Origin of the sequence: Chitinophaga filiformis, from assembly GCF_900102545.1 — a bacterium.
Lineage (GTDB): Bacteria > Bacteroidota > Bacteroidia > Chitinophagales > Chitinophagaceae > Chitinophaga > Chitinophaga filiformis.
In genome coordinates, this window is the sequence record NZ_FNBN01000002.1 from 575,967 (window position 1) to 598,080 (window position 22,114).

The following is a 22,114-nucleotide window of genomic DNA, read 5'->3' on the forward strand; positions in this document are numbered from 1 at the left end:
ATATAATAAATCGAAAATCATGAACACTATATATAAATGTAGCAGAAATGCAATAATGGCTGTATTGCTATTCTGTTTATTTCCCCTGCATGGATGTAAAAAGTTTGTTGAGGTAGAGCCGCCGCCAACAAATGTAAACGAGGGAAATGTATATGCGTACGGTTCAACAGCAGCTGCCGCAATGATCGGTATCTACACCCAGATGTCAAACTCCTTTTTTCTTAGGGATATCAGTCTGTATGCCGAGTTATCAGCAGACAACCTGGTATTATTCAATAATGATAAGACCGACTATGTAACGTATTATCAAAATGCGTTACTGGCTACCAATGACGGTACTACTAAATTCTGGCTACAAATCTATCCATACATCTTTAGTGTAAATTCTGCGATAGAGGGGCTGAACAAATCGAATGGCGTCACATCAACAGTAAAGCAGCACCTGCTGGGCGAGGCCCATTTTCTCCGGGCGTTCTACTATTTTTATTTAGTCAACTCCTATGGAGATGTTCCCTTGGCCCTAAGTACAGATTATGTCGTAAATAATAGCCTTTCACGTAGTCCGGCTAGCCTTGTTGTAGCGCAGATTATTGATGATTTAAAGCAAGCTCAAAACCTGCTGTCTGATAGCTATCTGCAGGCAGATGCGGCAACTGCATTTCCAACAGGGCAAGAGGAAAGAATAAAACCTAACCGGTCTGCTGCATCTGCACTGTTAGCAAGGGTGTATCTTTATCAAAAGGATTGGGTCAACGCCGAACTGGCAGCATCCGAAGTAATTAACAAAACTGCGTTATATTCAGCAATTCCGTTAGACCAGGTATTCCTGAAAAACAGCAAAGAAACCATTTGGTCCATTCCGGGTGTACGTGCGGGAAGCCCGAACACAGACATTGGTGATATTTTTATCTTGCGGCCTGGCGGTCCAGCAGATGTTACTGACCGCACAATTTATCTGTCTCAAAAATTGGTTGACCTATTTCAGACTGGTGATCAGCGTAAAAATGTTTGGGTAAACAGCGTAACAGATAACAACAATAAACCCTATCCATATGCAGCAAAATACAAGGCTACAGGTGGTGATGCACTATCAGAATACATGATCATTTTGCGACTTGGAGAACAATACCTTATCCGGGCTGAAGCTAGACTGCAACTGGGCAGAACTCAAGATGCAATAGCTGATTTAAATACCCTGCGTGCAAGGTCCATAGACCCGAATGAACCCGATGAAAATAAGCGGTTGAAACTATTGGCAACTTCTTTGTCTAAAGAAGCAGCCCTCACCGCTTTAAATTACGAAAGGCGTGTTGAAATGTTTTGTGAGTGGGGCGACAGGTGGTTTGACCTCAAACGAAGCGGTCAGATAGACGCTGTAATGTCTGCGGCTGCCCCGCTCAAAGGTGGCGTAGCATGGCAATCCTACAAAGCCTGGTATCCGGTCCCATCCGATGAAATAAGAATTAACACCAAATTAAGCCAGAACACAGGCTATAATTAATCTCACATTAGTCGTGTAATAAATGTAGGGGACAACTTTTCGGGTTGTCCCTGCAGCTTACTCGCCATTATTTAAAAATAATTTATGAAAAAGATTGTCTTGATATTATGCTTGTTAAGCCCTGTTGTCGTTCACGCGCAGAAAGATTCAGGAACAGAATTTAGCAAAGCCCGCAATTGGCGGGAAGTGTTGACGGAGGCTAGTGCTGCGGGTAAACCCATCTTTGTAGATCTTTTTACAACCTGGTGCCCGCCCTGCCTGAAAATAGAAAAGGAGGTATTTACAGAACCAGAGCTAGCTCATTTCATGAATGCAAATTTCATCAATGTCAGAGTGCAAATGGATACTACTGACAAAGATAACGATTATGTTAAAGGCTGGCGGCAGGATGCCGCCAAATGGGCTAAATATGCTCCTACATTCCCCACTTTTCTATTTTATACTGCCGATGGCCAATATTCAGGCAGAGAAGGAGGATACCATACTGCTGATGATTTTCTTGTTTTGCTGAAAAAAGCACTTGATCCCCAAGGTAATTACCTAGCAGAAATAGCCGCATTTAAGGAAGATAAACTTGACAAACCACAGTTGCTTGAATTGGCTTACCGGGCTAAAAGTAATAAAGATGACAGCATAGCAAACGAGGTCGCTAAAGTATATAAAGCAAGATACGTTGACACGTTACCGGTAGATTCCTTATTGAATAAGGAAGCTGACCGCTTTCACTCGACATTTATCAAACTCTTCAATTTTAACGATAAGATCATTCAGTATATCTATAGTCATCAAGCTATTGCAGATGTAAGGTTTGGACGCTGGCCAAAGTATTCCCGAAACTTAACAGATTTTGTGATCAGTCGGGACTACATCAATAACCAGATTTCAGGATTATCCACTCCTGATTGGAATAACATTGAACGAAGCATTGCCAAAGATTTCGACCATCAAATTGCCAAGCGACTTGTTTTAGACGCCAGGATCAATTGGTCTTACCAGCACCAAGATTATAATGAGGGTGCCAGATTGGCGTTCATTAAGCTTGAAAAATATTGTATGGATACCACCTTAATGGGCAGAGTAGAAGTGAACAATATGATGTATGAGGTCGTTTTCAAGTATGTTGATGATCCAAAGGTATTGAAAAAAGCGCTCTACTTTATGAAACAGATTAATGAAATGGAAAACAATACGAGCCACGGTCACCTGGATACCTACGCAAGTATCCTGTATAAGGCTGGTGACAGAGACAGAGCGATTAGCATAGAAAACAAGGCTTTAAAAATTGCAATGCAAAAAAATGATCATAAAAATATTAAATTCTATAGCGATATCATTTCCAGGATGGAAAAGGGATTACCCATATGGAAGTAGTAAAACTGGAGGAAAATGCTAGAAACAGAATTTAAAAAAGCGCCCGATCACAGCGTGAGAGAGGTATATATATCCCCTGATTTGTTGTTAGTTCGAAAAATTGATCAACTTGTTGACCAGTATTTTAAAACACACAGTCGCGCCTTTTACTATTGTTCTCAAGTATCATGCAGTCTGAAAGTGGTAAATGCAATTTTGAAGTTCCACAGAAACCTAACCTTAAATGCATTGATTCAGGAGCGAAGGCACAGGGAAGCTATTTGTTTACTTACTCATAGCAGCATGGCTGTAAAGTGGATTGCCTACGAACTTGGATTCTGCGATCCGGGACATTTTATACGGGCGTTTTCAAATAAGGAGGGGCTTTCGCCAGCAAAGTTCAGACAACTAAACCTGCGACAGAAAAAAGGGTCGGGGTAGCCCCCGACCCTTTAGTTTAATCAAGCACCTGGTTTTACTGTCAGTACACCACAAGGTTGTGCTGAGTTAAGGGTAGCTTTAATAGTAAATGTACCCTGTTCCAGAGGTTGACCAATGGTGAGTCCAGTTCTGATTGAAGTACATTCTGTAGTAGCAGCAGTTGTGCTAGGAACAAAAACGATATCAGTGTTTCTTGCTTTGAAAGCAAATATCGCACCTATACCACCAGCGAACAAAACTGTAGCCAAGATTGCTTTAGCTTTAGACATAAAATAAAAGTTTTGTGTGTTAAATTGACACGCTTACTCTGTTCGAAAGGGTTTTCAGCGACCCCCTTTATTTTTTTCGAAAAAAATCTGGTTAAAATGGAAAGGAATTAGGGCCCCCATTGTTTGACGATTGATTATGAAAAAAGCAAATTTGTGTGTTATTGACTAACTATAATTTATTGATTAGTGAGTCCAGCTGATGAAAATTGAGCACCGTCGTCCCACCACCACGATATCGTTTGCCCTTATCAAAAAATACATTATAGGGCGTTGCATTCGGCTTATAACGTCGCATAAAAACGTGACCGGAGTCTCTCCCCACCATTACGTTTGGGTATTGTTCCAAATTGTAATTCTTATAAAATGCCATCATATCATTGTAGGGATGGTCTGTTATCAGGCAAAACTGTACATCCTTTAATTTTTCCATATTGGCTGCAATATCTTTCCATTCTGCCCTGCAGGCCTCACAATACGGCTGGTAATAAATTAGCAATAGCGGTTTACCCTTTGGTATTCTCGCGATGTTAAAATAGCTCGTGCTGTCTGGCATTTGAAGAGAAATATCAGGTATAGTCTCTTTAATTCCACAGTTGGTTAATACTACTCCCATTAGCAAAATCCCCAAGTAACGTTTCATACCTGCAAGCTACTTACCTCTTCAATAAACATTCTTAGGATGCACAGGTATTAATTAGGAGAAAGAAGAAGATTAATGCGCTTTCTTATGCAATCGATATCACATATAACCAACCAATTGCTTTGTTAAGCGGTGGTTAATTTATTGGTAATTATGTATATACACCCGAAATTCGCGATTCGAATATTTTCTCCTGGAGAGTACAAGAATGTAAACCAACCAACCCAGGTAATGAAACCTAACCAAAAAATTCTGATAGTTACTTGCTATCGACGTTCCTACTATTGGGCAGAAACGCTTTTAGCAAAGTCTATAGGCGCTATGCGGCAAGGCACAAGTATGCCACCCGCCTTTGCTAAATTATTGTTAAAGTAAATTTCACCTCGCCCATTTCTATAAATATTACTCGTAGATCATGACACTTGTGGTGTAAGGGAAACGTTAGCTAAGATTGTCAACTGTAAAGCAGTTAAAATTTCTAAACCATTAAATTCTTTCTTTATGGAATTGCAAAGTTCGGGGAACAAGAGGCATGAACATGTCGTAAAACTGGATAACAAGACATTTTCTAGCATTTATGAAAATTACCATAAAAAATTGTTCGGCTATGCCTATAAAATCTTGAAGCTTGAACATGAAGCGAAAGACATCGTACAGGAGATATTCACAAATATCTGGCAGGAAGGCATTAGAGGGCATTCAGGACCAATTAATATAAAACCATATCTATATCAATCAGTTAGAAATAAAATAATAGATCTTGCCAGAAAAAATAAAAATGTGCAGGCTTATTTTGAAGAACAGAGAACAAAAATGGTTACCAGCCACCTCTCCGCTGACAAACCCATCCTCACGGAGGAAGTGATAAGTATTATCGAAGGTGAGTTTGCAAACCTAACGCCCCGTCGTCGGCAGGTTTTAACAATGTTTGTAGAAGAAAACATGTCCTATCGTGAAATTGCCAAAGAGCTTGGCATCTCAGAAGGTACTGTGCTGTCAGTTATACGGGCTGCCAGGGATATCGTACGTCCAAGGATCCGAAGAAGCTTGGACCTCTCCATTTTATACATCATACTGAATAGTATAAAGTAGCTTTATCCCAGTATTGGTAAGTTTTAGCAAAAAATACAAGTTTCGATACCAAGATTATTTCATTTATCCGTCATAGTAGTAGGGCCTTCTGGGCAATTGCAATAACATCAAAACATACTACATGACAAGCAAGAAAAAAACAACTGTTAAAAACAACGAAAGCAACCCGCCATCAAAGAAATCCAATACTGCAGGCCACTGGCTAACAAGGCATGCACCTAATGCTCCTGTAAGGAATCGCCGCCGGCGTCATCACAAGGTTCGAAATTGTAAACGGTTAAATATTACTATTAGGGGCACAACCATGCCAGATCTGCCTACTATGTTAGATCGCTTACCTCAGGCAGATGACATTAATGTACTAATAGATGCCAAGTCCAAACAGAATAAAGTGCTGATATTTTTTTTAGCACCAGTCATCTGGCTTGCTATCCTATTCTTATTCTGGCATGTATTGTTTAAGCAGGTTCAGGGGCTTAGCCCGGTCACAGCTTCAATCTTACTGGCTGGCACAATGGCTATGATCACCATCCTCTTCGCTTTTATACTACGGTTTACTGGTATGCTTTCCGAGAAGAATTTTGTAAAATTGGTTCGGTTGGGGATGAAGTTCAGCCTAATGTCAATTAGGTCATCAAATGCGCCTGAAAAAAATAATTGATAAATTTTAAAAAAGTCGTACCAAGTTTTTCAAAGTTAATCGTCTTAATATACGATAACCTCTACAACCATCATTGTAAATCATCCAAACAATCATCTCACGGTAATGAGCACACAAACTATCGAACAGTTATTCACCAAGTACAGTGAAGGCACTTGTACTTCGCAGGAAGCTGCGGAAGTAGAATCATTATATGATTATATGGTAAAAAATGAGTCCTTAGAAGAAGCTTTAGGCAAGCTTGAAAGTAACTATTCCTATTTGCTTGATAAGGAACCGGTGTACAAAGTCTATATCCGGAAAACCGTAGCAGCGGCGGCAATTATTGCAACCGCTGGAGTGGGGCTGCTATTTTTTTTAAAGCAGCAGGACCGCAAGAACGAGCTGGCCATCAACACCCATATTAGCAGGTTGGTTGATAGTGGCAAGGCTATTTTAAAGTTGCCAAATGGTAAAATCATAGAACTCAATAATGCGGCAGATGGTCTTCTATATGGTTTTAAAGACGGAACGATTACCAAACGAGATGGTAATTTCCTGACCCTTTCTAATAATGGAGCAGCTGGCACGCTTTCCGGCGAACATGAGCTCTTTACACCGAAAGGGGGCGAATACCATCTTACGCTTCCCGACGGTAGCACCGTTCAGGCAAATGCGGCTACACATCTTCGGTTCGACCCATCAGAAAGAGATGTTGAAGTGAATGGTGAAGCCTTTTTGGTGGTGCATAAGAATTCGGGAAAGCCATTTATTGTTACACTTCGAAACGAAAAGGTCCGCGTATTAGGCACGCGTTTTAATGTAAGCAATTACGAAAATGAACAGGTAAAAACAACCGTTACTGAGGGCCTTGTACAGGTAGAAACCAATTTAGGTAATGATGTACATAAGTTGAAAGTTTCTGCTTCAGAGCAGGTTGTATTTGATCAAAAGAACGTTAAAAAATATTCCCGGATAGATACCCTAGCAGCCGTGGGCTGGAAACAAGGTCTATTTGCATTTTCCCAAACACCTATTAAAGATGCATTGAGGCAACTTAGCAGGTGGTACAATGTTGCGGTAGATGATTCCGGCATTCCGGATGAACTGCGTGTAGTTGCGCAGTTCCGGAAAACAGAACCGCTGCCCAATGCACTCAAGATGCTCAATGCATCCGCTAACCTTAAATTGGAATTTGACGGAAAACAAATTGTAGCAAAATAGCATAAGAACTTAACTACGGTACTATCCCTTGAACGCCCTCATTAATTAACCTAATTGATGAGGGCGTAGTATTTATTGTCATACCACCAACCATAGCATTCTTTTTTACATCAACATAAAGCGACTGGCTAAAAACTAACCAAAAAAATCAAAATGAAAACAATCATTCCGCTTTTTCTTGTTCTTTTCGTATTTGTGTGCTATGTACAAGGGCAGCAGGTCCGCCGCTTATATGTGCGTAGTGCTCCGCTGCTCGACGTAATGACTAGCATTCAAATGCAGACCTCGTATTCCTTCAGCCTACCATATGATTGGCAAAAAGATGCCAAACCAGTTACCGTAAAGTTGAAAAATGCAGACTTATCTAGCGTGCTTGAGGTTATTTTCACTAATCAGCCTTTCTATGCAAAAGTTCAGGACAGTTCAATTTTTGTGCACCGCAGGGTTGCTACAGATTCCGTTCCTGTTAAAGTAACAGCAGACAGCAGCCATACAATAAGTATAACCGGCATCATCTCTGATCAGGAAGAACAGCCTATAGTTGGCGCAACGGTACAAGTAGCCGGTTATCCCAAAAAAGGTGCGGTAACGAACAACCGCGGCTACTTCGTAATCGATAACGTTCGCCATAAAGGGGAACTTAACATCAGTTACATTGGTTATAACAACCAAACCATTCCCTACTATGGTGTTAAAACATTGAGGATTAATCTTACTCCTGCCAATACCTTATTAAACGACGTCATATCCAAAGGCTACTACAGCACCTCTCCAGAATTAAATACTGGCAGTGTCGGCCTTGTTAAAGGCGAATTGCTGCTTAGGCATCCTGTGGCCGACCCATTTGCCGCGCTTAGTGGCAAAGTTCCGGGGCTTTTTGTTATGCAAACAAGTGGCCTCGCCGGCGCGGTACTGGACATAATAGTCCGTGGTCGCAATAGCCTCATAAATGGAACGGCACCCTTGATTATTATTGATAACCTGCCGCAAACGGACCTCCCGGTTACGCAAACCATTAATGCAGCAGGCGGGTTCAGCCCAACTGCCGGGTTACCCACAGCATTTATCGACCGCATTGAAGTCCTGAGAGACGCCGATGCTACTGCGATCTATGGATCCAGGGGCGCCAACGGTGTCATTCTGATCACCACAAAAAAGAACCTTCCGGACAGCACCCGCTACCACTTCGATATATATCAGGGAATAGGAAAAGTAGCCAAACACCTACCTTTTCTGGATGCTTCGCAGTTCCTTATGATGAGACGAGAGGCATTGCGAAACGACGGAAGCATAGTAAAGGACACCGACTATGATCTGAAGGGGATTTGGGATACCACGGCAACCCGCAATCTGCAAGATCAGCTCATCGGCGGCGTTGCCAAAATTACAAACGTGTATGCAGGAATGACAGGAGGCTTAGAGCGGACGCGCTTTTCTCTGGATGGCGTATTCCACAGGGAAAGCACCGTTTACCCTGGTAGTTATGAAATTACCAATAGGGCATTAAGGGGGTATCTATCACATGCATCGGAAGATAAAAAATTTACCATGCAGCTGGATGCCAATTTTTCCTTCACCTCTAATGATCTTCCGCAAAATGACCCGGCCAAAAACATTAACGGTGCCCCCTTTAACGTTCCATTTTATGATGCAAAAGGTAACTTGAACTGGATGGACGGAAAATACTGGAACCCTGTTAGTACACTTCACCAGCTATCTAACACCACCATTACCTATTTAAGAGGCAGCATGCTGATGAACTATAACCTATCGCAGAATTTTAAGTTAAAATGCACTTTTGGGTACAATACTACTTTATTAGACGAAACGGCAATTACACCTTACGGCTCTGTGATGCCCAGAGACACATTGCAGGCCGAACAAAGAATGTATAAAACTGGGCTAAACAACATACAATCCTGGATAGCGGAACCACAGGTAAGTTACCACTTAAACAAAGGAAATCATCAATTTGATGCACTTCTGGGCGCTACCATACAGAAAGTAACCAATAAACAAACTTTTATGTCTGCCAGTGGTTTCCCCAGTGATGATCTCATTGATGACCTTGCGATGGCTGATACCGTTACCATTCATCTCGCTACCAGCAAATATAACTATCAAGGGGGCTTTGCCCGGCTGGGGTACAATTTGCAAAACCGGTACATCTTCAACTTTACTGGCAGGATTGATGGAAGTAGTAAGTTTACCCCAGACAAACGTTGGGGTAAGTTCTGGGCCATGGGAGCGGCATGGATATTTTCCAAAGAACCCTTTATGGCCGGTTTAGATTCTATTCTCACCTTAGGGAAAGTCCGTGGCAGTTTTGGTTTTATAGGCAGTGACCAATTACCTTACGACGCGTTTCGCGTTAGCTATATACCTACAACCGGCTATGGCGGAGCCAAGGGATATAGGCCACGGCAACTGGCCAGCGAAGCTTCAGGTTGGGAAACTATGCAAAAACTTGAGATAGCATTGGAAATGTGCTTTTTTGAAAAGTTTTTTTTGCAGGCCAGCCTATACAGGAACAAAACGAGGAACCAATTGGTGGTCATACCACTCTCTGTCATTACCGGTGCAACAGAAGTTTTGGGCAATGTACCTGTTCAGGTAGAAAATAAAGGATTGGAGTTGTTTATACAATTGGATAACATCAAAAGAACTAATTTCAATTGGAATACCAGCTTTACGCTTACTGTACCGAAAAATAAGCTGGTAAAATATCCTGGTTTAGAGGGTTCCAAGTACCGGGACCGTTTCTCTGTAGGGGCTTCTATAAATTCAAAGAATCTGTTTAGTTATAATGGAGTTGATTCTTCTACAGGAATTTACAAGTTTGTACAACTAGATGCAAACCCATCTCTGGACCAACATGACAAGCGCCCGTTCTCGTTCGATCCTGTTTATTATGGAAACCTAACAAATACTGTCAGTTTTGGCGGTTTTTCAATAAGTGTAGACCTACAGTACGTTAAGCAGCCTGGGTATGACAATAGCAGGGCGGTTACAGCCGGTAATCTCCTGCTTTCAGGGTCAAATCAATTTACCTCTATTTTAAACCGATGGCAACAGCCGGGGAACTTGGCGCCAAACCAGCAATATTCGGCCACCAACATGGACGCACTTAATGCCACCTCCTATCTGAACCAAAGTGATGCTGTTCATGTCGACGCTTCCTACATAAGGCTCAAAAATGTTTATCTCAGCTACACATTGCCAGTATTTTCGAAAAAATTATTTGGGCTTCAACAACTCACCTTGTATGCAAACGCAGAAAATCTGCTCACCATCACCAGGTTTAAAGGTCTTGATCCCGAAACACAGCGATTCGGGATAACGCCATATTTGCCGCCATTACGCATATTTAGTACCGGCCTAAGAATAACTCTATAAACTTAAAACTATGCGGATGTGTAAAACATCAAGAACTGCTTGTCTTTTCATTAGCCTATTACTCAGCTTTAGCGGATGTTACAAAAAAGACGGACCAGGTTCAACTGAAAGCTCCGTCCGGCCTGCTGCTATTTTTAACAATGTAGAAACTGCATTGGGTACACTAACAAGTATATACGCCTCTATGGCATATAGTAACACGTCTTCTTACACAACCGGTTTTTATACAGGTCTTTCTTCCGACGAATTTGGCTGGGCTACTAAGTGGAATTATGAGCTACAACAAATCTACACCAATGCTGTAGATGCACAGTCAAACGGTGCCATTTACCGCTATTGGGCCTCAGCTTATGACCATATTTTTCGTTCAAACGATGTCATTATGCGGTGTGGCAATGCATCTATCCTTCCAGAGACAGTGAAAAAGCAGCTCATTGCCGAGGCAAGATTTATCCGTGCCTACTGGTACTTTTACCTTGTGAATTTATGGGGCGATGTACCATTGGTATTAACCACCGACTATAAGGAGATTCAACATAGCAGCCGAACATCTAAACTCAAAGTATATGCACAGATAGAGGACGATCTAAAAACAGCCATCAGGGATTTAAGCCCTCTTTATCTTGATGCCAAAAGCTTTGAGCCATCAAAATTTAGGCTTCGGCCCAATAAGGCTGTTGCACAGGCACTCCTGGCACGTGTTTATCTTTATGAGGCCAAATATTCGGAAGCGGAAGCAATGGCCAGTTTACTGATTAGCAATACATCAACCTATCAGCTTGTACCGTTAAACGACGTGTTTTCCATTACATCTAAAGAAACCATCTGGGCACTTGCGGGCCCGTATAACAACCAGACCACAAACAATACTTTTGAAGGCTATAACTATATTCTTACTGAATCGCCGGTGGGTTCTGGAAAGCCTTTTCTAAGCAATCAGCTGGTTACGGCTTTTGAAGCTAAAGACCAGCGCTTGCTTAAATGGGTAGGCTTATATACAGACACTTTATCACAACATGCAGAAGTTTACCATTATGCCAGGAAGTACAAGGTAAAGGAAGCGGCAGGCATCACTGAACACACAGTATTGTTCCGTTTAGCCGAACAATACCTGATCAGGGCAGAAGCCCGTGCTAATCTTGGCAAAATGAAGGAAGCGCTTTCTGATGTTAACATGATACGCGCCCGTGCCGGATTGACACCGCTCAATTCACATAATACCGCGTTAAACCTGCCTAACCTTGTTAGGGTTATATTAAAGGAAAGGCGGGTTGAACTCTTTGCTGAAGGCCATCGATGGCTAGATTTAAAACGGACGGGCTATATCAACGAGGTGATGGCCGCTGTCTCTGCCTCAAAAGGCGGTACCTGGAAACCTGATATGCAGCTATGGCCCATAGCGGCCAGCGAATTGGCCGCTAATAAACAGTTAAAACAAAACCCCGGGTATTGAACTGGTTGTTATGATAAAGCAAGGCCGCCTTGTGTTTCCAGTTTTTTGGGAGCAGCGGCCTTGCTTAACAATAGGCGATTAAGGTTTTACCGGGAAAAACCTGATTCCAGATAGTGTATATACTTGATAGGTAAGCCCGTTTGACGACGTATAAACGCAGCCCCAGCCATCTTCAGGGCAATCAAACGGAACGTAAACCGTATAATAAAAGGGGCCATTGGCGATAAAACCGATGAAGGAGCGTGCCTTTGTAGCCATTGCTGCACCAGCTGCAGCAAGTAATAAAATTAGTGCTAAGATTAATTTTGCCTTGTTCATAAAATTTTGTTTTAAGGGTGAAAGATTATTTTGAGATTTGGGTTAGTCAAACTTAGCATGGTGCTTTAAAACAGGCTTCCGGCAGTTTATTTTTAAGGCAAGCAGCGCCAATACCAAAAAGGTAACATTAAATGCCAGGTGCTGTGGCCAGGTAAGCGCTCTGATTATCCCTCCGCAGGTACAGGGACGTTCTTTTGTAAAACCGAGCACGTAGATAACGTATAGGGTAAACATAGCCATTAACAATACTGATCCCGCAAGTCCATAACGTTGCGTTTTATTTGATATGAGCAGCGCAGCTACCAGTAGCTCCGTAGCAGGAACCGCAATAGCCAGGGGTAAAGCAACTGCCTGAAGCAATGGAGATCGTTTCAGGTCGTACAGATAATAATTAAATGAAATGAGTTTGTTTAACGCTGCATATACAAACAGGAAAAACAATGCATAGCAAATGCATGCAATTAGGGTTCTTGTGCTCATAATCATAAGGTTAGGCGGAGCCGATAATAGCGACGATATAAATTTCAGCGCATTGGGTTATGGATGCGCAGCTGTAATCGAGTTGGGTTAATAACCAAGCTTATTAAATTCTAATTGTCCCTGCTATAAAAAAGCAATGCGTGCTAACAAACAGCTTCAATACTAATTTACTGCATCCCGCTAGAATAGACAAATTATTAACAAAATAGGGGAATTTTCCGGAGCATAGCAATTTCCTCTCTCTCCCTGGGAGAGATGTCGGAACGACAGAGAGGGCAAGTAAGATTGAAAGATTGTAGATGTTACCTTTTATACATGAGTGCAACGTCACTAGTATGAAATTTATCCTTTCGAGTGTTTTCGTTTTTCTACCTTGGCTCCAGTGCATTTGCCAAATCAATATTGGCCTTAAAGACACTACGTGCCAAGCAATCTCTTTAAGACAGAGAATAGGAGATTTCAGGCTATCTAATGTAACAATGCTTGGACCTTTAAATGTTCATAAATGTATTTTTAGCGGTAATGTTGTTCTACAACTCACGGGTATAAATAAAATGTATTTTACCAATTCCTTTTTCCCGAAGTCAGTTTTTATAGAAGACCGTAGTCTTGATACACTATATATGGATTTTTCTATATTCCAAGGTCAAGTCATTGTGACATCTTTTAATTCTCCGCAACTCGTTAGGGAATATAGTTTTGCGAACACAACATTCAGAAAGGGCTCAAGTTTATACATCAATCCTATGCCCAACAAGCTACGCTTTAATAATGTAACAATCGAAGATAAACTTGATTTGACCAGAGATATACCAGATATGACCGATGGACAGACTGTATCAATTGACTTGAGAGCTACTGATATCTCAAAATTGAAATTACCCGCCAAGTTTGATATTCTGATAGACAATGATCACCATGACGTCTACTATGAAGAGTATTGCTCCATGTATGAAAACATACTAACATATTATTCTGACAGAGGACATCGGGGCAGACATCGGGACATTGACATAGAATATCAGAGATTCAAAGATAGATCTACGTATAAATGGAGGAGTAAACTAGTCGAATGGTGGTGGAACTTTGGTTATGATTCCACTTTAATATTTTATCATATACTACAGTTTTTGATTGGATTTACAATAATAAGCTATTGGTGCTTGAAAGAGCTGCAAACGAACATTTACACCATTAACTCAATTTCGGAGGTTCCAAATATCAATAGAACTATGGGTACGCACTCCCTCAAAAGGCTTTGGTATGCCTTCGCTTATTCTGCAATAGTGTTTCTATTATTGTCTATAAAAATTGAGAAGCTGCAACTAAAAGCGCAACCCTGGTACATAGTCGGTACGATTTTCTTGTTACTAATGCACATCACAGGACTATTCTGTATCGGTTTCCTGGTGAAGTTTGTGTTGCATATGTGATTCTACGTCAAAATGTAAGTAACCAGGTAGTTCTCATACAAAGCAACCAACTTATCGCCCCGCACAATAAAATCCGTCAGCTTCTTTTCGGGATGTTTGGGTAGGTATATGCTGTGGCTATAACGGCTATCAGAAAGCCGGTAAACATCAATCACCTCATGTTTATTAAAATCATTCAATAGCTCATTATCGCCAGCCAAGGCCGCATGGTTATAATACCATTTGCCATCCGTAAATCCGCGTTTATTGATGACAAGTGCAGGTTGGGCCATGGTACGAATAGTTTTACCATTGGCTTTATAGGTACCCAGCTTTATTTTACCTACAGTATTTGTGTCTATCAACATTCCGGTGAATAGCGTATTCAAATCCCGATTCAAATAGACAAAAACATTCCGGTAATAATAGGTATAAACCATATGGCCGGTGGCCTCATCTAAGCACAAAAAACCGTCAGTACTAAAGTTGTCGCTACTTGGCTCTATTTTTTTCGGCATTTCGCTTTTCAATAGTTCCAGTTTTAACCTGCTGCTATCCGGAAAGCTTAGTTTCTGGTATGTGGTATCCTGCAAACTGTAGCTGCAACTAAATAAACTAAGCCGGGCTTTGTAATTTCCTAAATAAATGCGGCGGTTATGATCTATTCTACTGATGTACCAATGATTGAATTCCAGTTTCAGTTGCTGCAATTGCTGCGCCTTGTAGATCGGCCTGCGTATAAACCCGTTTTTTACCGGGGCCGGTTGCATCAGGTAAAGAGCAACAACAGCGGCAATGCTTAATGTAAATAACAGCGTTAGGGTAATGTAAAGTTGTTTCATAAGTTTCTTTTATAGTTCGGAGATCCTGAAACAAGTTGCGGATGACGTTGAGGCGGTTTAGATTGGCTAAAAGAGGGGAGCAATGCTCCCCTGTAACGTCAATCAAGGTTGTCTTTTACCAATGATATTGCTGGTTTGATGCACAGCCTCACATCCAGGTTGGCTGTAAACAATTAAACCTTCAAATAACTGTTCGCAAATAACACCTTCATAGTCTGGGCTACATTCAATAGCATTGCTACAGTCGCCCTCAAGGTAATAGGTATAAACAATTTCAGGTTTAGGTGCTGGTGCCTTTGTTTGCTGAACCGCGTAGGTTCCACCGGCTATCAGCACAAAGGCCATAGCCACCAACATTATTTTTTTCATGTTGTAAATATTAAAAGTGATGCCTACTCTGTTTGGTGCGGGGTTTTCGGCAATGGCCCCGATTCATATTGATCAATAGAATGTTTTATGATCAGCCCCGTGGCAGCCAGGGCCATAAAAAAGATATTCAGTACCAAATGCCATTTCCAGCCTATTGCTTCTATGGCTGCTCCGCAGCCACAAGGCACTTCGGGCGTAAAATACAGTACCAGTACAATGTAAGTGCTAAACATGATCATCAGGCTAAAGGAGCCATAAAGGGCTATCTGCCTGAACCGATGAAACATTAATAGCAATGCCAGCACTATTTCTGTTAAAGGCACTGCCCATGCCAGCAGGCCAGCGTAGGGTGTTAGCATAGCGCTCTTGCTCATGGTAATCAAAAACTTATCGTATGCAAATAACTTGCTACAGGCTGCATATGCAAACAGGATAAAATAGGCCCAGCAAATCATTTCTAGCATCAGTTTATGAATGCGCTGTTGCTTCTTGCCGCTCATAGTGGTATAAATGAATTGGGTTATAGTGCTCCTAAGTAAATACTATCTGTACAATCATCACCGGTTTCTGCCCTAAAGGCAATATAGCAGTGCATTGGGGTGGCTTGCCAGCTTTGCGGCAGGGTTAGGGTTTCTGCTGCTGCTCTGCGTTTGGCCCCGCACAGGTTAAATACTGCCTGCTTTAGCTGCGGTGCATAGGCCAGTAGTAGTACATGGTCTGTACTGCTCGGATACGCGCTTGCAGCCGCCCAGCTAAAGGTTAAGGTATTGCCCTGTAAGGATACGGAAGGGCTAAGCCCCTCCGTATCTATTGTACCCGCAGCCAGCTTTAACTGGCTATAGGCTATTTCATAGTTAGGATAAATGCCGATAATGGCGTGCTGCATGTTGTAGGCCACGGCAGCATTGTAGGCATTGTACGTTTGGATCTTCACTACTTCTGCATAACCCAGCTCAATAAACGCCTTACAATGTGACAGTACTGAGTTTACAAGCCTCATCTTTGCCCTACATGCCAGCTGCTTTTCAGTTGGCGGCTTGTCTGGTTTATTGCGCTTGGAACGGAGGATAAACTGCCCTTTCAGTTCATATCCCTCTACCGTGCCGATAGCGCCGGAAATGGGGCCTAAAAGGCCCTTTTTTAATCTGGCCATTGTGAAAAGTTTAGGTGGAATTTAAAGTATCGTGAACTCACCAACATAAACACTGTTCGAAACATCCTTGCCATCGCTGCTCACGAAAGAAATCCAGCAGTGTACAGCATCGCCCGAAAAGTCTGGCGGTACCTGTAGTACATAGGCTTCTGCCGATCTGGCAACAGGCCCAACCAGGGTAACGAACTTGTCCTTTTCCAGATTATAAACCAGAAAAGTTGCACGATCTGTACCGCCGGTACTGTCCATGGGCGCATCGTTTGTCCAGCTAAAGTTCACTCGAGCGGCTGTTGCTATAGTTGCCTGTGCATTGGCGGCAAGCAACAGGTTACCTTGACTAAATACAACCTTTTCATAATCAATGGCATAGTTTAACACACTTGTGCCTGTTACCGCGTTTTTAAGGTGGTAGGCCGTAGCGGCGTTCATAGGTGTAATACCATCATTAAATTGCTGATAACCCTTATTGACCAGAAATTTAATGCGCTTTAAAAAGCCGGTTACCAGTGCCAGCCTGAATTGGGTATTCAGCTGTGCATCGGTTGAAGGCTTATTGCTTTTAATTGGGCGGCTACGCATCACGTAGATGCCATTCCAAACGGCACCTACAACAGTGCCAACGAGCCCACTAAAGGGCCCTAAGATGCCTTTAAAATACTTTCCCATAAAATAAGGTTTTAAAAATGTGAGGGCTGTAAACCATAGTTTGACCGTAGATTGGTCGTAGGTTGATCGTTTGCAACCGATCAAGGGGCGATCAATGGATGATCAATGGATCTTTAACGTCCAGGCGATAGGGATATAATTTACCGGATGCTTTTGTCCGGATGCTGATGTAAAGTTAAAGCAGACACACTGATGTGTGTTGTCACGCTTAATAATATTCCGGGTGTGGTAAGTGTAGGGATGGATGTCCAAAATGAGTGATAAAAAGAAAAGCCGTACAGGCTTATGTACGGCTTTGGGTGATCCACAGGTAATTATTGCTTTTTTTCATAGGTTTGGAATAGGTGTTACCTAATCTCTAAATGAATGAATTGGTCTCTAAAATGAGCCATCAGTATTTCAGTAAATCTTCCGATAATATATCCTTTCGTTGCTTCGTCTGGTTCATCTTTCTTCGACCACCAGGATATCACTAATTTAAGCCCATTAGGATCAGCATAGGGCTTCAGCATTGCCCGGTCGCTCCATTGATCAGGTACATGATTATAATGGGTATTGCTGTCTGAGTCCTTCCTGATCTCCCACGTTTTTAGTACCTTGTCGTCGATCTTCTTGTTGATACTTTCATAAAGCGGGTTCGCCTTGCCGCTTTTAGTGTGAATGATAATTTCCATTTGTATTATTGATTTTGATTTAAAAACTATGTATGATGCTAAGCACGTTCAGCGTTATCGTGCATTTCTTTTTCAAGTTCATCGCGCACCTTTATGTAATAACCATCTGGTATAAAAACACTTCCTATCCTGTTGTTATAAATCCTGTCCTGAACCGACCGGATTGACTTTTCACCTGGATCTTCAGTTTTTAGCAGGCGGTTAATGATGGTTTCTGTTTCCTCGGAATAACTAATAGACTTTTTTTGATCTATACTCGTCTTAATTCCAATCCAAAGCAGGGGTAAAAATACCGCAATCATCACCAGAGCCGTTTGCATAGTCGGGTTTATTAAAACTGATGCCAGCAACAATACGACAAGTGGAATAATAGATACCTTTAGGGCTAGAACCCTAAACCTCTGTCTGATTTCTTTATCATATATCATATTGACCTTCTGACAATGTAGTATCAATTTGTTGCCTTCATACTTTGCAAGCTCTATTGGATACCAATCGTATAAATTGTTCAAATCTGCTACTCTCTTTTTGTAGCGGTTCGAATATTTGGTAACGACAGCTGTACTATTTTTACTTGCCACAAAATCTTCATTCCAGGAAAGCGGATAAACTGTACAGTCAAACTCTTCCTGCACCTTGGCCGCTTTCTTTTTATTATCATTAATTACATAGATCAGCAAAAGCAAATCTGTCATAGCAACCACGATTGTGCAAAAAATAACAATGCCATTGATATCAATGTGCCAAATACTTAATATTAACTTCAAAAGCCCCAGAAAGATAGCTACTGGACATGTCAACCAAATTTGCCACAAATACCCTTCTTTGGCTTCAGTGTACAATTGCCGCTGTGCGCAAAGCAAGTCAATGTTCTTTTGTTCGTTTTGTCTGGTAAATATTGTATCCATTATTTGTTGGTTAATATGTCGGAAAATCTGGTCCAAAAACTTCTATCCACTTTGCTATAGCCAGGTCGTCCCGCCCCTGGCTCTTTAGGTTTATAGCATCATTGGCCCTATTATAGTCCAGGCTTGCCCTGCTTTGTATAGAATTGCGCTCATCCAAGTTCAATGTATTCAGATCGCCCTGGTATCCCTTCGGATCAAGCAGTGCTTGATGCACCCGTTGAAAGATAAATGCAAACAGGTTTCTTAGTTCCACTGCTATGTCCGTTCCACTTGTATTACGCTCATAGTAATCCAAGATCAGACATTCCAGGAAATATGAGCCCATAGTAGCAGCAGTTCGGCGTTTTGTCCAGTACTTCATCAGCCGAATCATGTCTAAAACCGAGATGGCTTGCTGACTATGGATGCGAGCTGTACGTTCCTTGTCTATCCTTGGATCGGTAGGTTTCCAATTGCCTTTACCGTCAGGTATCAGGAAAAAAGTATCTCCGTTAATCGGAACAGTCTGGAAGCAAGGTACAATATCGTATACCCACTCATATGATTTGAGTTTCAGCGTTGCTGCTTCCTGATTTCTTTTGATGTCTGCTTTTTCATACGAAGAGACACCTTTCAGGTAGTCCTTAAACCTGTTTACTACCTTAATTGAATTGACTATATCTGTTCCGGGGTTTACCATGCCATCCTGGCGCGTTCCCCAATTACGCAGTCGTACCTGATAACCGCCGCCCCAAAGTTCTTGGCGGTAGTTACCCTCTGCATTCATAACAATCATAAGGTCAATGTCATCCAGCTCTCTAATTTTGGTTTTACGGGAATACGACCCGTAATCTATAAAGGACATGCCCGGATAAAGTTTAAAAAACCTGCCATCATCGGGAAACCGCTCTATTTCTGCCAGAAGGTTTCCCTTGCTGGCCTTTGCTACATCATTACGATCTTTGTCTATTCTTACAAAATTCGTCAAGAATAGGCTAAATGCTGTGCCTACTGTTTTTGCCATAATGTTAATTTACTGTTGAATACATATTTTATTTTTTGTATGCTAACTGCATCACAAGATCTGCCGACAACCAGAAATTACGGTTTCCCGTAAAATTATCCCTGTATTTGCGTTATTTCTGCAAATCGAAGCGAAGCTCGTAAAATTATCGGAATAAAAAATTATTATTTGCTCAAAATTTGCGAATTCGCAAAAAGTAGGGTACATTTGGGCGTAGAGTATGACTATGAAAAAATCAATGCGTATATGATCGTAGAATTCAGCATATCTAACTATCGGTCTTTCAATAGAATGCAAACCCTCAGTTTTAAGGCAACCGGATTGGTGTCAGAAGACAAAACCGTTGATGAAAAAAACTTGATCGACTTTGACGGGGCCAGGTATTTAAAAATAGCTGCCATTTATGGTGCAAATGGAAGTGGAAAGTCCAATATTATTGAGGCCCTCCAATTTTTCAGCGGTGTAATCATCAGTTCTATAGAAGTTGATGATCTGGCGCATATGACGATGCAGCCTTTTTTGTTCTCATCAGAGAGAATGGAAAATTTGGGATTCTTCCAAACCATATTGATTATAGAAGGAGTAAAGTACAGATATGGCTTTACAATAGGCGATCGAGGCAAAATAGCTGCTGAATGGTTGTTTGGTCCTGCGTCCAAAAATGAAACTTTCTATTTTAAACGATCTGGATCAAGTGTTGAAGTAAACGGAGAATGGTTTCCGGAGGGAACTTCGCTCCCTTCCGATAAATTAAGAAACGATTCGCTTTTCCTTACTTTTTGTTCATCCTATGACGGAAAGGTGTCTCGGGCCATTCGTGATTATTTTAAGTTACAAGTCAGCTTTGAGGGCCATACACGCTATCCTTATTTCTTTCATCAGAGAATCAATGCCCAGGCTGAAGATGGTGATACCGACAGATTACTAACTGAAGGTCAAAAGGATTTAGTGCTTACATGGTTAAAGCGGGCAGGGATGAACTATGAGGATATTGAAATAGAAAAGCCTGACGATGAAAAACGACGTCCTCGCATTTTTCTCTATAAAAATGTTTATGACAGTAAGGGCAATATCACAGATCGGCGAAGACTAAACCTGGATAGGCATGAATCTCAGGGAAGCAAGAAATATTACAGATATATAGGTAAGCTGATTGCTAAATTTGAAAGAGGTGGCCTGTTCGTATCAGATGAGATAGATAATAATTTTCATCCTTCATTGCTGAAAAAGCTGATTTGCTTGTTCCAGGATTCAACAATCAACAAAGCAAATGCCCAGCTGCTGTTCACTAGCCATGATACCAATTTAATGAACCCGGATTACATGCGGCGTGACCAGTTTTATTTTGCTGAAAAAACCTTACTCGAAGATACAAAGCTATATTCTCTTGCCGATCTGAAAGGAATACGTAACAATGCTGATTTTGCGCGGCAATATCTGAGTGGAGCCTACGGCGCACTGCCCATTCTTGGTAACTATCTTGAGGAATCAGAAAAATAAAGTATGGCCGGACATATCAACCCCTGGGATGTAAAAACTGATGATGCAAGAAAGGAAGATACTATCAATCTGTATATCATCTTTTGTGAGGATGCAGTAAGTGAACCGGTTTATTTTCGTTCCTTTCAAAATGACAATTTAAAAATTAATGCGATCCCTAACCAGAGAAAAGGCAAACTGAACCTTGAGGCAACCGTAACACAATGCAAAAAAGACGGCTTGATTGAATTTGCAGAGAACGGCTACCGAATCAAGGATGACAGAACCGAAAATATCTGGTGTGTTTATGACCGTGATTTTGAGCATGCTGATTTGGCAATGGTGCAACCGGCCAAAAACACCGCATGGGATTTGGCAATACAAACGGCTTCTACTGCCGGTTTGAAGCTGGCCTGGAGCAATGATGCGTTTGAACTTTGGATACTGCTCCATTTCGAAGAGATTGCACCAGGCCAGCCTGTGCATCGAGATTACATTTATGAACGGCTTACTGAAATTTTTAAGGCAATTCAGCCTAGAGATGCAGCCTTAGATGCTATTATAAAGCACCCTAAGTTTGGCTATAAGGACAGCTTTAAGCACCTAAATGCATTTTATACACACATCCTGCCGTTGCTAAAAGGGAAAACCAATGAAGCTTTGCACAGGGCCGCTACTTTGGCCGCTTACCATAACGGCAATACTACTTTTTATGAGCGTAACCCTTGTACTTTGGTTCATACGCTGGTAACGGAATTGCTGGCAAATGGTGGGCTGTAGTTTACAATTTAATACGCGTCACCA

22 protein-coding genes are annotated in these 22,114 nt (G+C 41.6%); 10 read left to right on the forward strand and 12 right to left on the reverse strand.

Features of this window, described 5'->3' with window-relative positions; translation table 11 throughout:
* The first annotated feature begins 19 nt into the window (after window positions 1-19).
* The 3 genes from BLR32_RS08825 to BLR32_RS34585 all read left to right on the forward strand — a co-directional run bounded on the left by BLR32_RS08825 (window position 20) and on the right by BLR32_RS34585 (window position 3,292).
* Window positions 20-1,501, forward strand: a complete 1,482-nt coding sequence (locus BLR32_RS08825) for a RagB/SusD family nutrient uptake outer membrane protein (protein WP_089830731.1) — start codon at window positions 20-22, stop codon at window positions 1,499-1,501.
* Window positions 1,502-1,585: 84 nt separating this feature from the next.
* Window positions 1,586-2,872, forward strand: a complete 1,287-nt coding sequence (locus BLR32_RS08830) for a thioredoxin family protein (protein ID WP_089830733.1) — start codon at window positions 1,586-1,588, stop codon at window positions 2,870-2,872.
* Between the two features lie 15 nt (window positions 2,873-2,887).
* Complete coding sequence (locus BLR32_RS34585; protein ID WP_089830735.1) at window positions 2,888-3,292, forward strand: helix-turn-helix domain-containing protein; 405 nt, start codon at window positions 2,888-2,890, stop codon at window positions 3,290-3,292.
* A 20-nt stretch (window positions 3,293-3,312) separates the two neighbouring features.
* Here the strand turns inward: BLR32_RS34585 and BLR32_RS08840 are convergent, their stop codons facing one another.
* Together BLR32_RS08840 and BLR32_RS08845 are read right to left on the reverse strand one after the other, a co-directional pair.
* Window positions 3,313-3,561 (reverse strand): hypothetical protein, encoded by a 249-nt coding sequence (locus tag BLR32_RS08840; protein WP_089830737.1) that lies wholly within the window; start codon window positions 3,559-3,561, stop codon window positions 3,313-3,315.
* 169 nt (window positions 3,562-3,730) lie between these two features.
* A complete protein-coding gene (locus BLR32_RS08845; RefSeq protein ID WP_089830739.1) occupies window positions 3,731-4,201 on the reverse strand; it encodes a TlpA family protein disulfide reductase in 471 nt (156 codons plus the stop codon).
* Window positions 4,202-4,702: 501 nt separating this feature from the next.
* Here BLR32_RS08845 and BLR32_RS08855 point away from each other — a divergent pair.
* From BLR32_RS08855 to BLR32_RS08875, 5 genes are all read left to right on the forward strand, one after another.
* Complete coding sequence (locus tag BLR32_RS08855) at window positions 4,703-5,293, forward strand: RNA polymerase sigma factor (protein WP_089830743.1); 591 nt, start codon at window positions 4,703-4,705, stop codon at window positions 5,291-5,293.
* A gap of 121 nt (window positions 5,294-5,414) precedes the next feature.
* On the forward strand, window positions 5,415-5,954 hold the full coding sequence (locus BLR32_RS08860) for a hypothetical protein (protein WP_143011403.1): 540 nt from the start codon (window positions 5,415-5,417) through the stop codon (window positions 5,952-5,954).
* A gap of 105 nt (window positions 5,955-6,059) precedes the next feature.
* Entirely contained in the window at window positions 6,060-7,157 is a 1,098-nt protein-coding gene (locus BLR32_RS08865; protein ID WP_089830747.1) for a FecR family protein, read from the forward strand.
* Window positions 7,158-7,310: 153 nt separating this feature from the next.
* Window positions 7,311-10,553 (forward strand): SusC/RagA family TonB-linked outer membrane protein, encoded by a 3,243-nt coding sequence (locus tag BLR32_RS08870; protein ID WP_089830749.1) that lies wholly within the window; start codon window positions 7,311-7,313, stop codon window positions 10,551-10,553.
* A 16-nt stretch (window positions 10,554-10,569) separates the two neighbouring features.
* Window positions 10,570-12,006: a RagB/SusD family nutrient uptake outer membrane protein gene (locus BLR32_RS08875; RefSeq protein ID WP_262487405.1), complete on the forward strand. Its 1,437-nt coding sequence runs from the start codon at window positions 10,570-10,572 to the stop codon at window positions 12,004-12,006.
* Window positions 12,007-12,084: 78 nt separating this feature from the next.
* Here the strand turns inward: BLR32_RS08875 and BLR32_RS33730 are convergent, their stop codons facing one another.
* From BLR32_RS33730 to BLR32_RS08925, 10 genes are all read right to left on the reverse strand, one after another.
* Entirely contained in the window at window positions 12,085-12,324 is a 240-nt protein-coding gene (locus BLR32_RS33730; RefSeq protein WP_143011404.1) for a hypothetical protein, read from the reverse strand.
* 42 nt (window positions 12,325-12,366) lie between these two features.
* Window positions 12,367-12,804, reverse strand: coding sequence for a MauE/DoxX family redox-associated membrane protein (locus tag BLR32_RS08880; RefSeq protein WP_143011405.1), 438 nt, complete (start codon window positions 12,802-12,804; stop codon window positions 12,367-12,369).
* Between the two features lie 1,435 nt (window positions 12,805-14,239).
* Complete coding sequence (locus BLR32_RS08890; RefSeq protein WP_089830758.1) at window positions 14,240-15,058, reverse strand: hypothetical protein; 819 nt, start codon at window positions 15,056-15,058, stop codon at window positions 14,240-14,242.
* Between the two features lie 102 nt (window positions 15,059-15,160).
* Window positions 15,161-15,427: a hypothetical protein gene (locus BLR32_RS08895; protein ID WP_089830760.1), complete on the reverse strand. Its 267-nt coding sequence runs from the start codon at window positions 15,425-15,427 to the stop codon at window positions 15,161-15,163.
* Between the two features lie 23 nt (window positions 15,428-15,450).
* Window positions 15,451-15,927 (reverse strand): MauE/DoxX family redox-associated membrane protein, encoded by a 477-nt coding sequence (locus tag BLR32_RS08900; RefSeq protein ID WP_089830762.1) that lies wholly within the window; start codon window positions 15,925-15,927, stop codon window positions 15,451-15,453.
* A 20-nt stretch (window positions 15,928-15,947) separates the two neighbouring features.
* Complete coding sequence (locus BLR32_RS08905; protein ID WP_089830764.1) at window positions 15,948-16,580, reverse strand: DUF6266 family protein; 633 nt, start codon at window positions 16,578-16,580, stop codon at window positions 15,948-15,950.
* 21 nt (window positions 16,581-16,601) lie between these two features.
* A complete protein-coding gene (locus BLR32_RS08910) occupies window positions 16,602-17,246 on the reverse strand; it encodes a DUF6266 family protein (protein WP_089830766.1) in 645 nt (214 codons plus the stop codon).
* Window positions 17,247-17,593: 347 nt separating this feature from the next.
* The gene (locus tag BLR32_RS08915; protein ID WP_089830768.1) at window positions 17,594-17,920 is read right to left on the reverse strand and encodes a hypothetical protein; all 327 of its coding nucleotides are present in this window, start codon (window positions 17,918-17,920) and stop codon (window positions 17,594-17,596) included.
* A 38-nt stretch (window positions 17,921-17,958) separates the two neighbouring features.
* Window positions 17,959-18,828 carry an S-4TM family putative pore-forming effector gene (locus BLR32_RS08920; protein WP_089830769.1) on the reverse strand — a complete coding sequence of 290 codons (870 nt, stop codon included), beginning with the start codon at window positions 18,826-18,828 and terminating at the stop codon, window positions 17,959-17,961.
* 10 nt (window positions 18,829-18,838) lie between these two features.
* The gene (locus tag BLR32_RS08925) at window positions 18,839-19,831 is read right to left on the reverse strand and encodes a nucleotidyltransferase family protein (RefSeq protein ID WP_089830771.1); all 993 of its coding nucleotides are present in this window, start codon (window positions 19,829-19,831) and stop codon (window positions 18,839-18,841) included.
* A gap of 246 nt (window positions 19,832-20,077) precedes the next feature.
* Here BLR32_RS08925 and BLR32_RS08930 point away from each other — a divergent pair, with 246 nt between their 5' ends.
* Both BLR32_RS08930 and BLR32_RS08935 read left to right on the forward strand, forming a co-directional pair.
* Complete coding sequence (locus BLR32_RS08930) at window positions 20,078-21,331, forward strand: AAA family ATPase (RefSeq protein WP_143011406.1); 1,254 nt, start codon at window positions 20,078-20,080, stop codon at window positions 21,329-21,331.
* Window positions 21,332-21,334: 3 nt separating this feature from the next.
* Complete coding sequence (locus BLR32_RS08935) at window positions 21,335-22,090, forward strand: RloB family protein (RefSeq protein ID WP_089830774.1); 756 nt, start codon at window positions 21,335-21,337, stop codon at window positions 22,088-22,090.
* Window positions 22,091-22,114 lie beyond the last annotated feature (24 nt).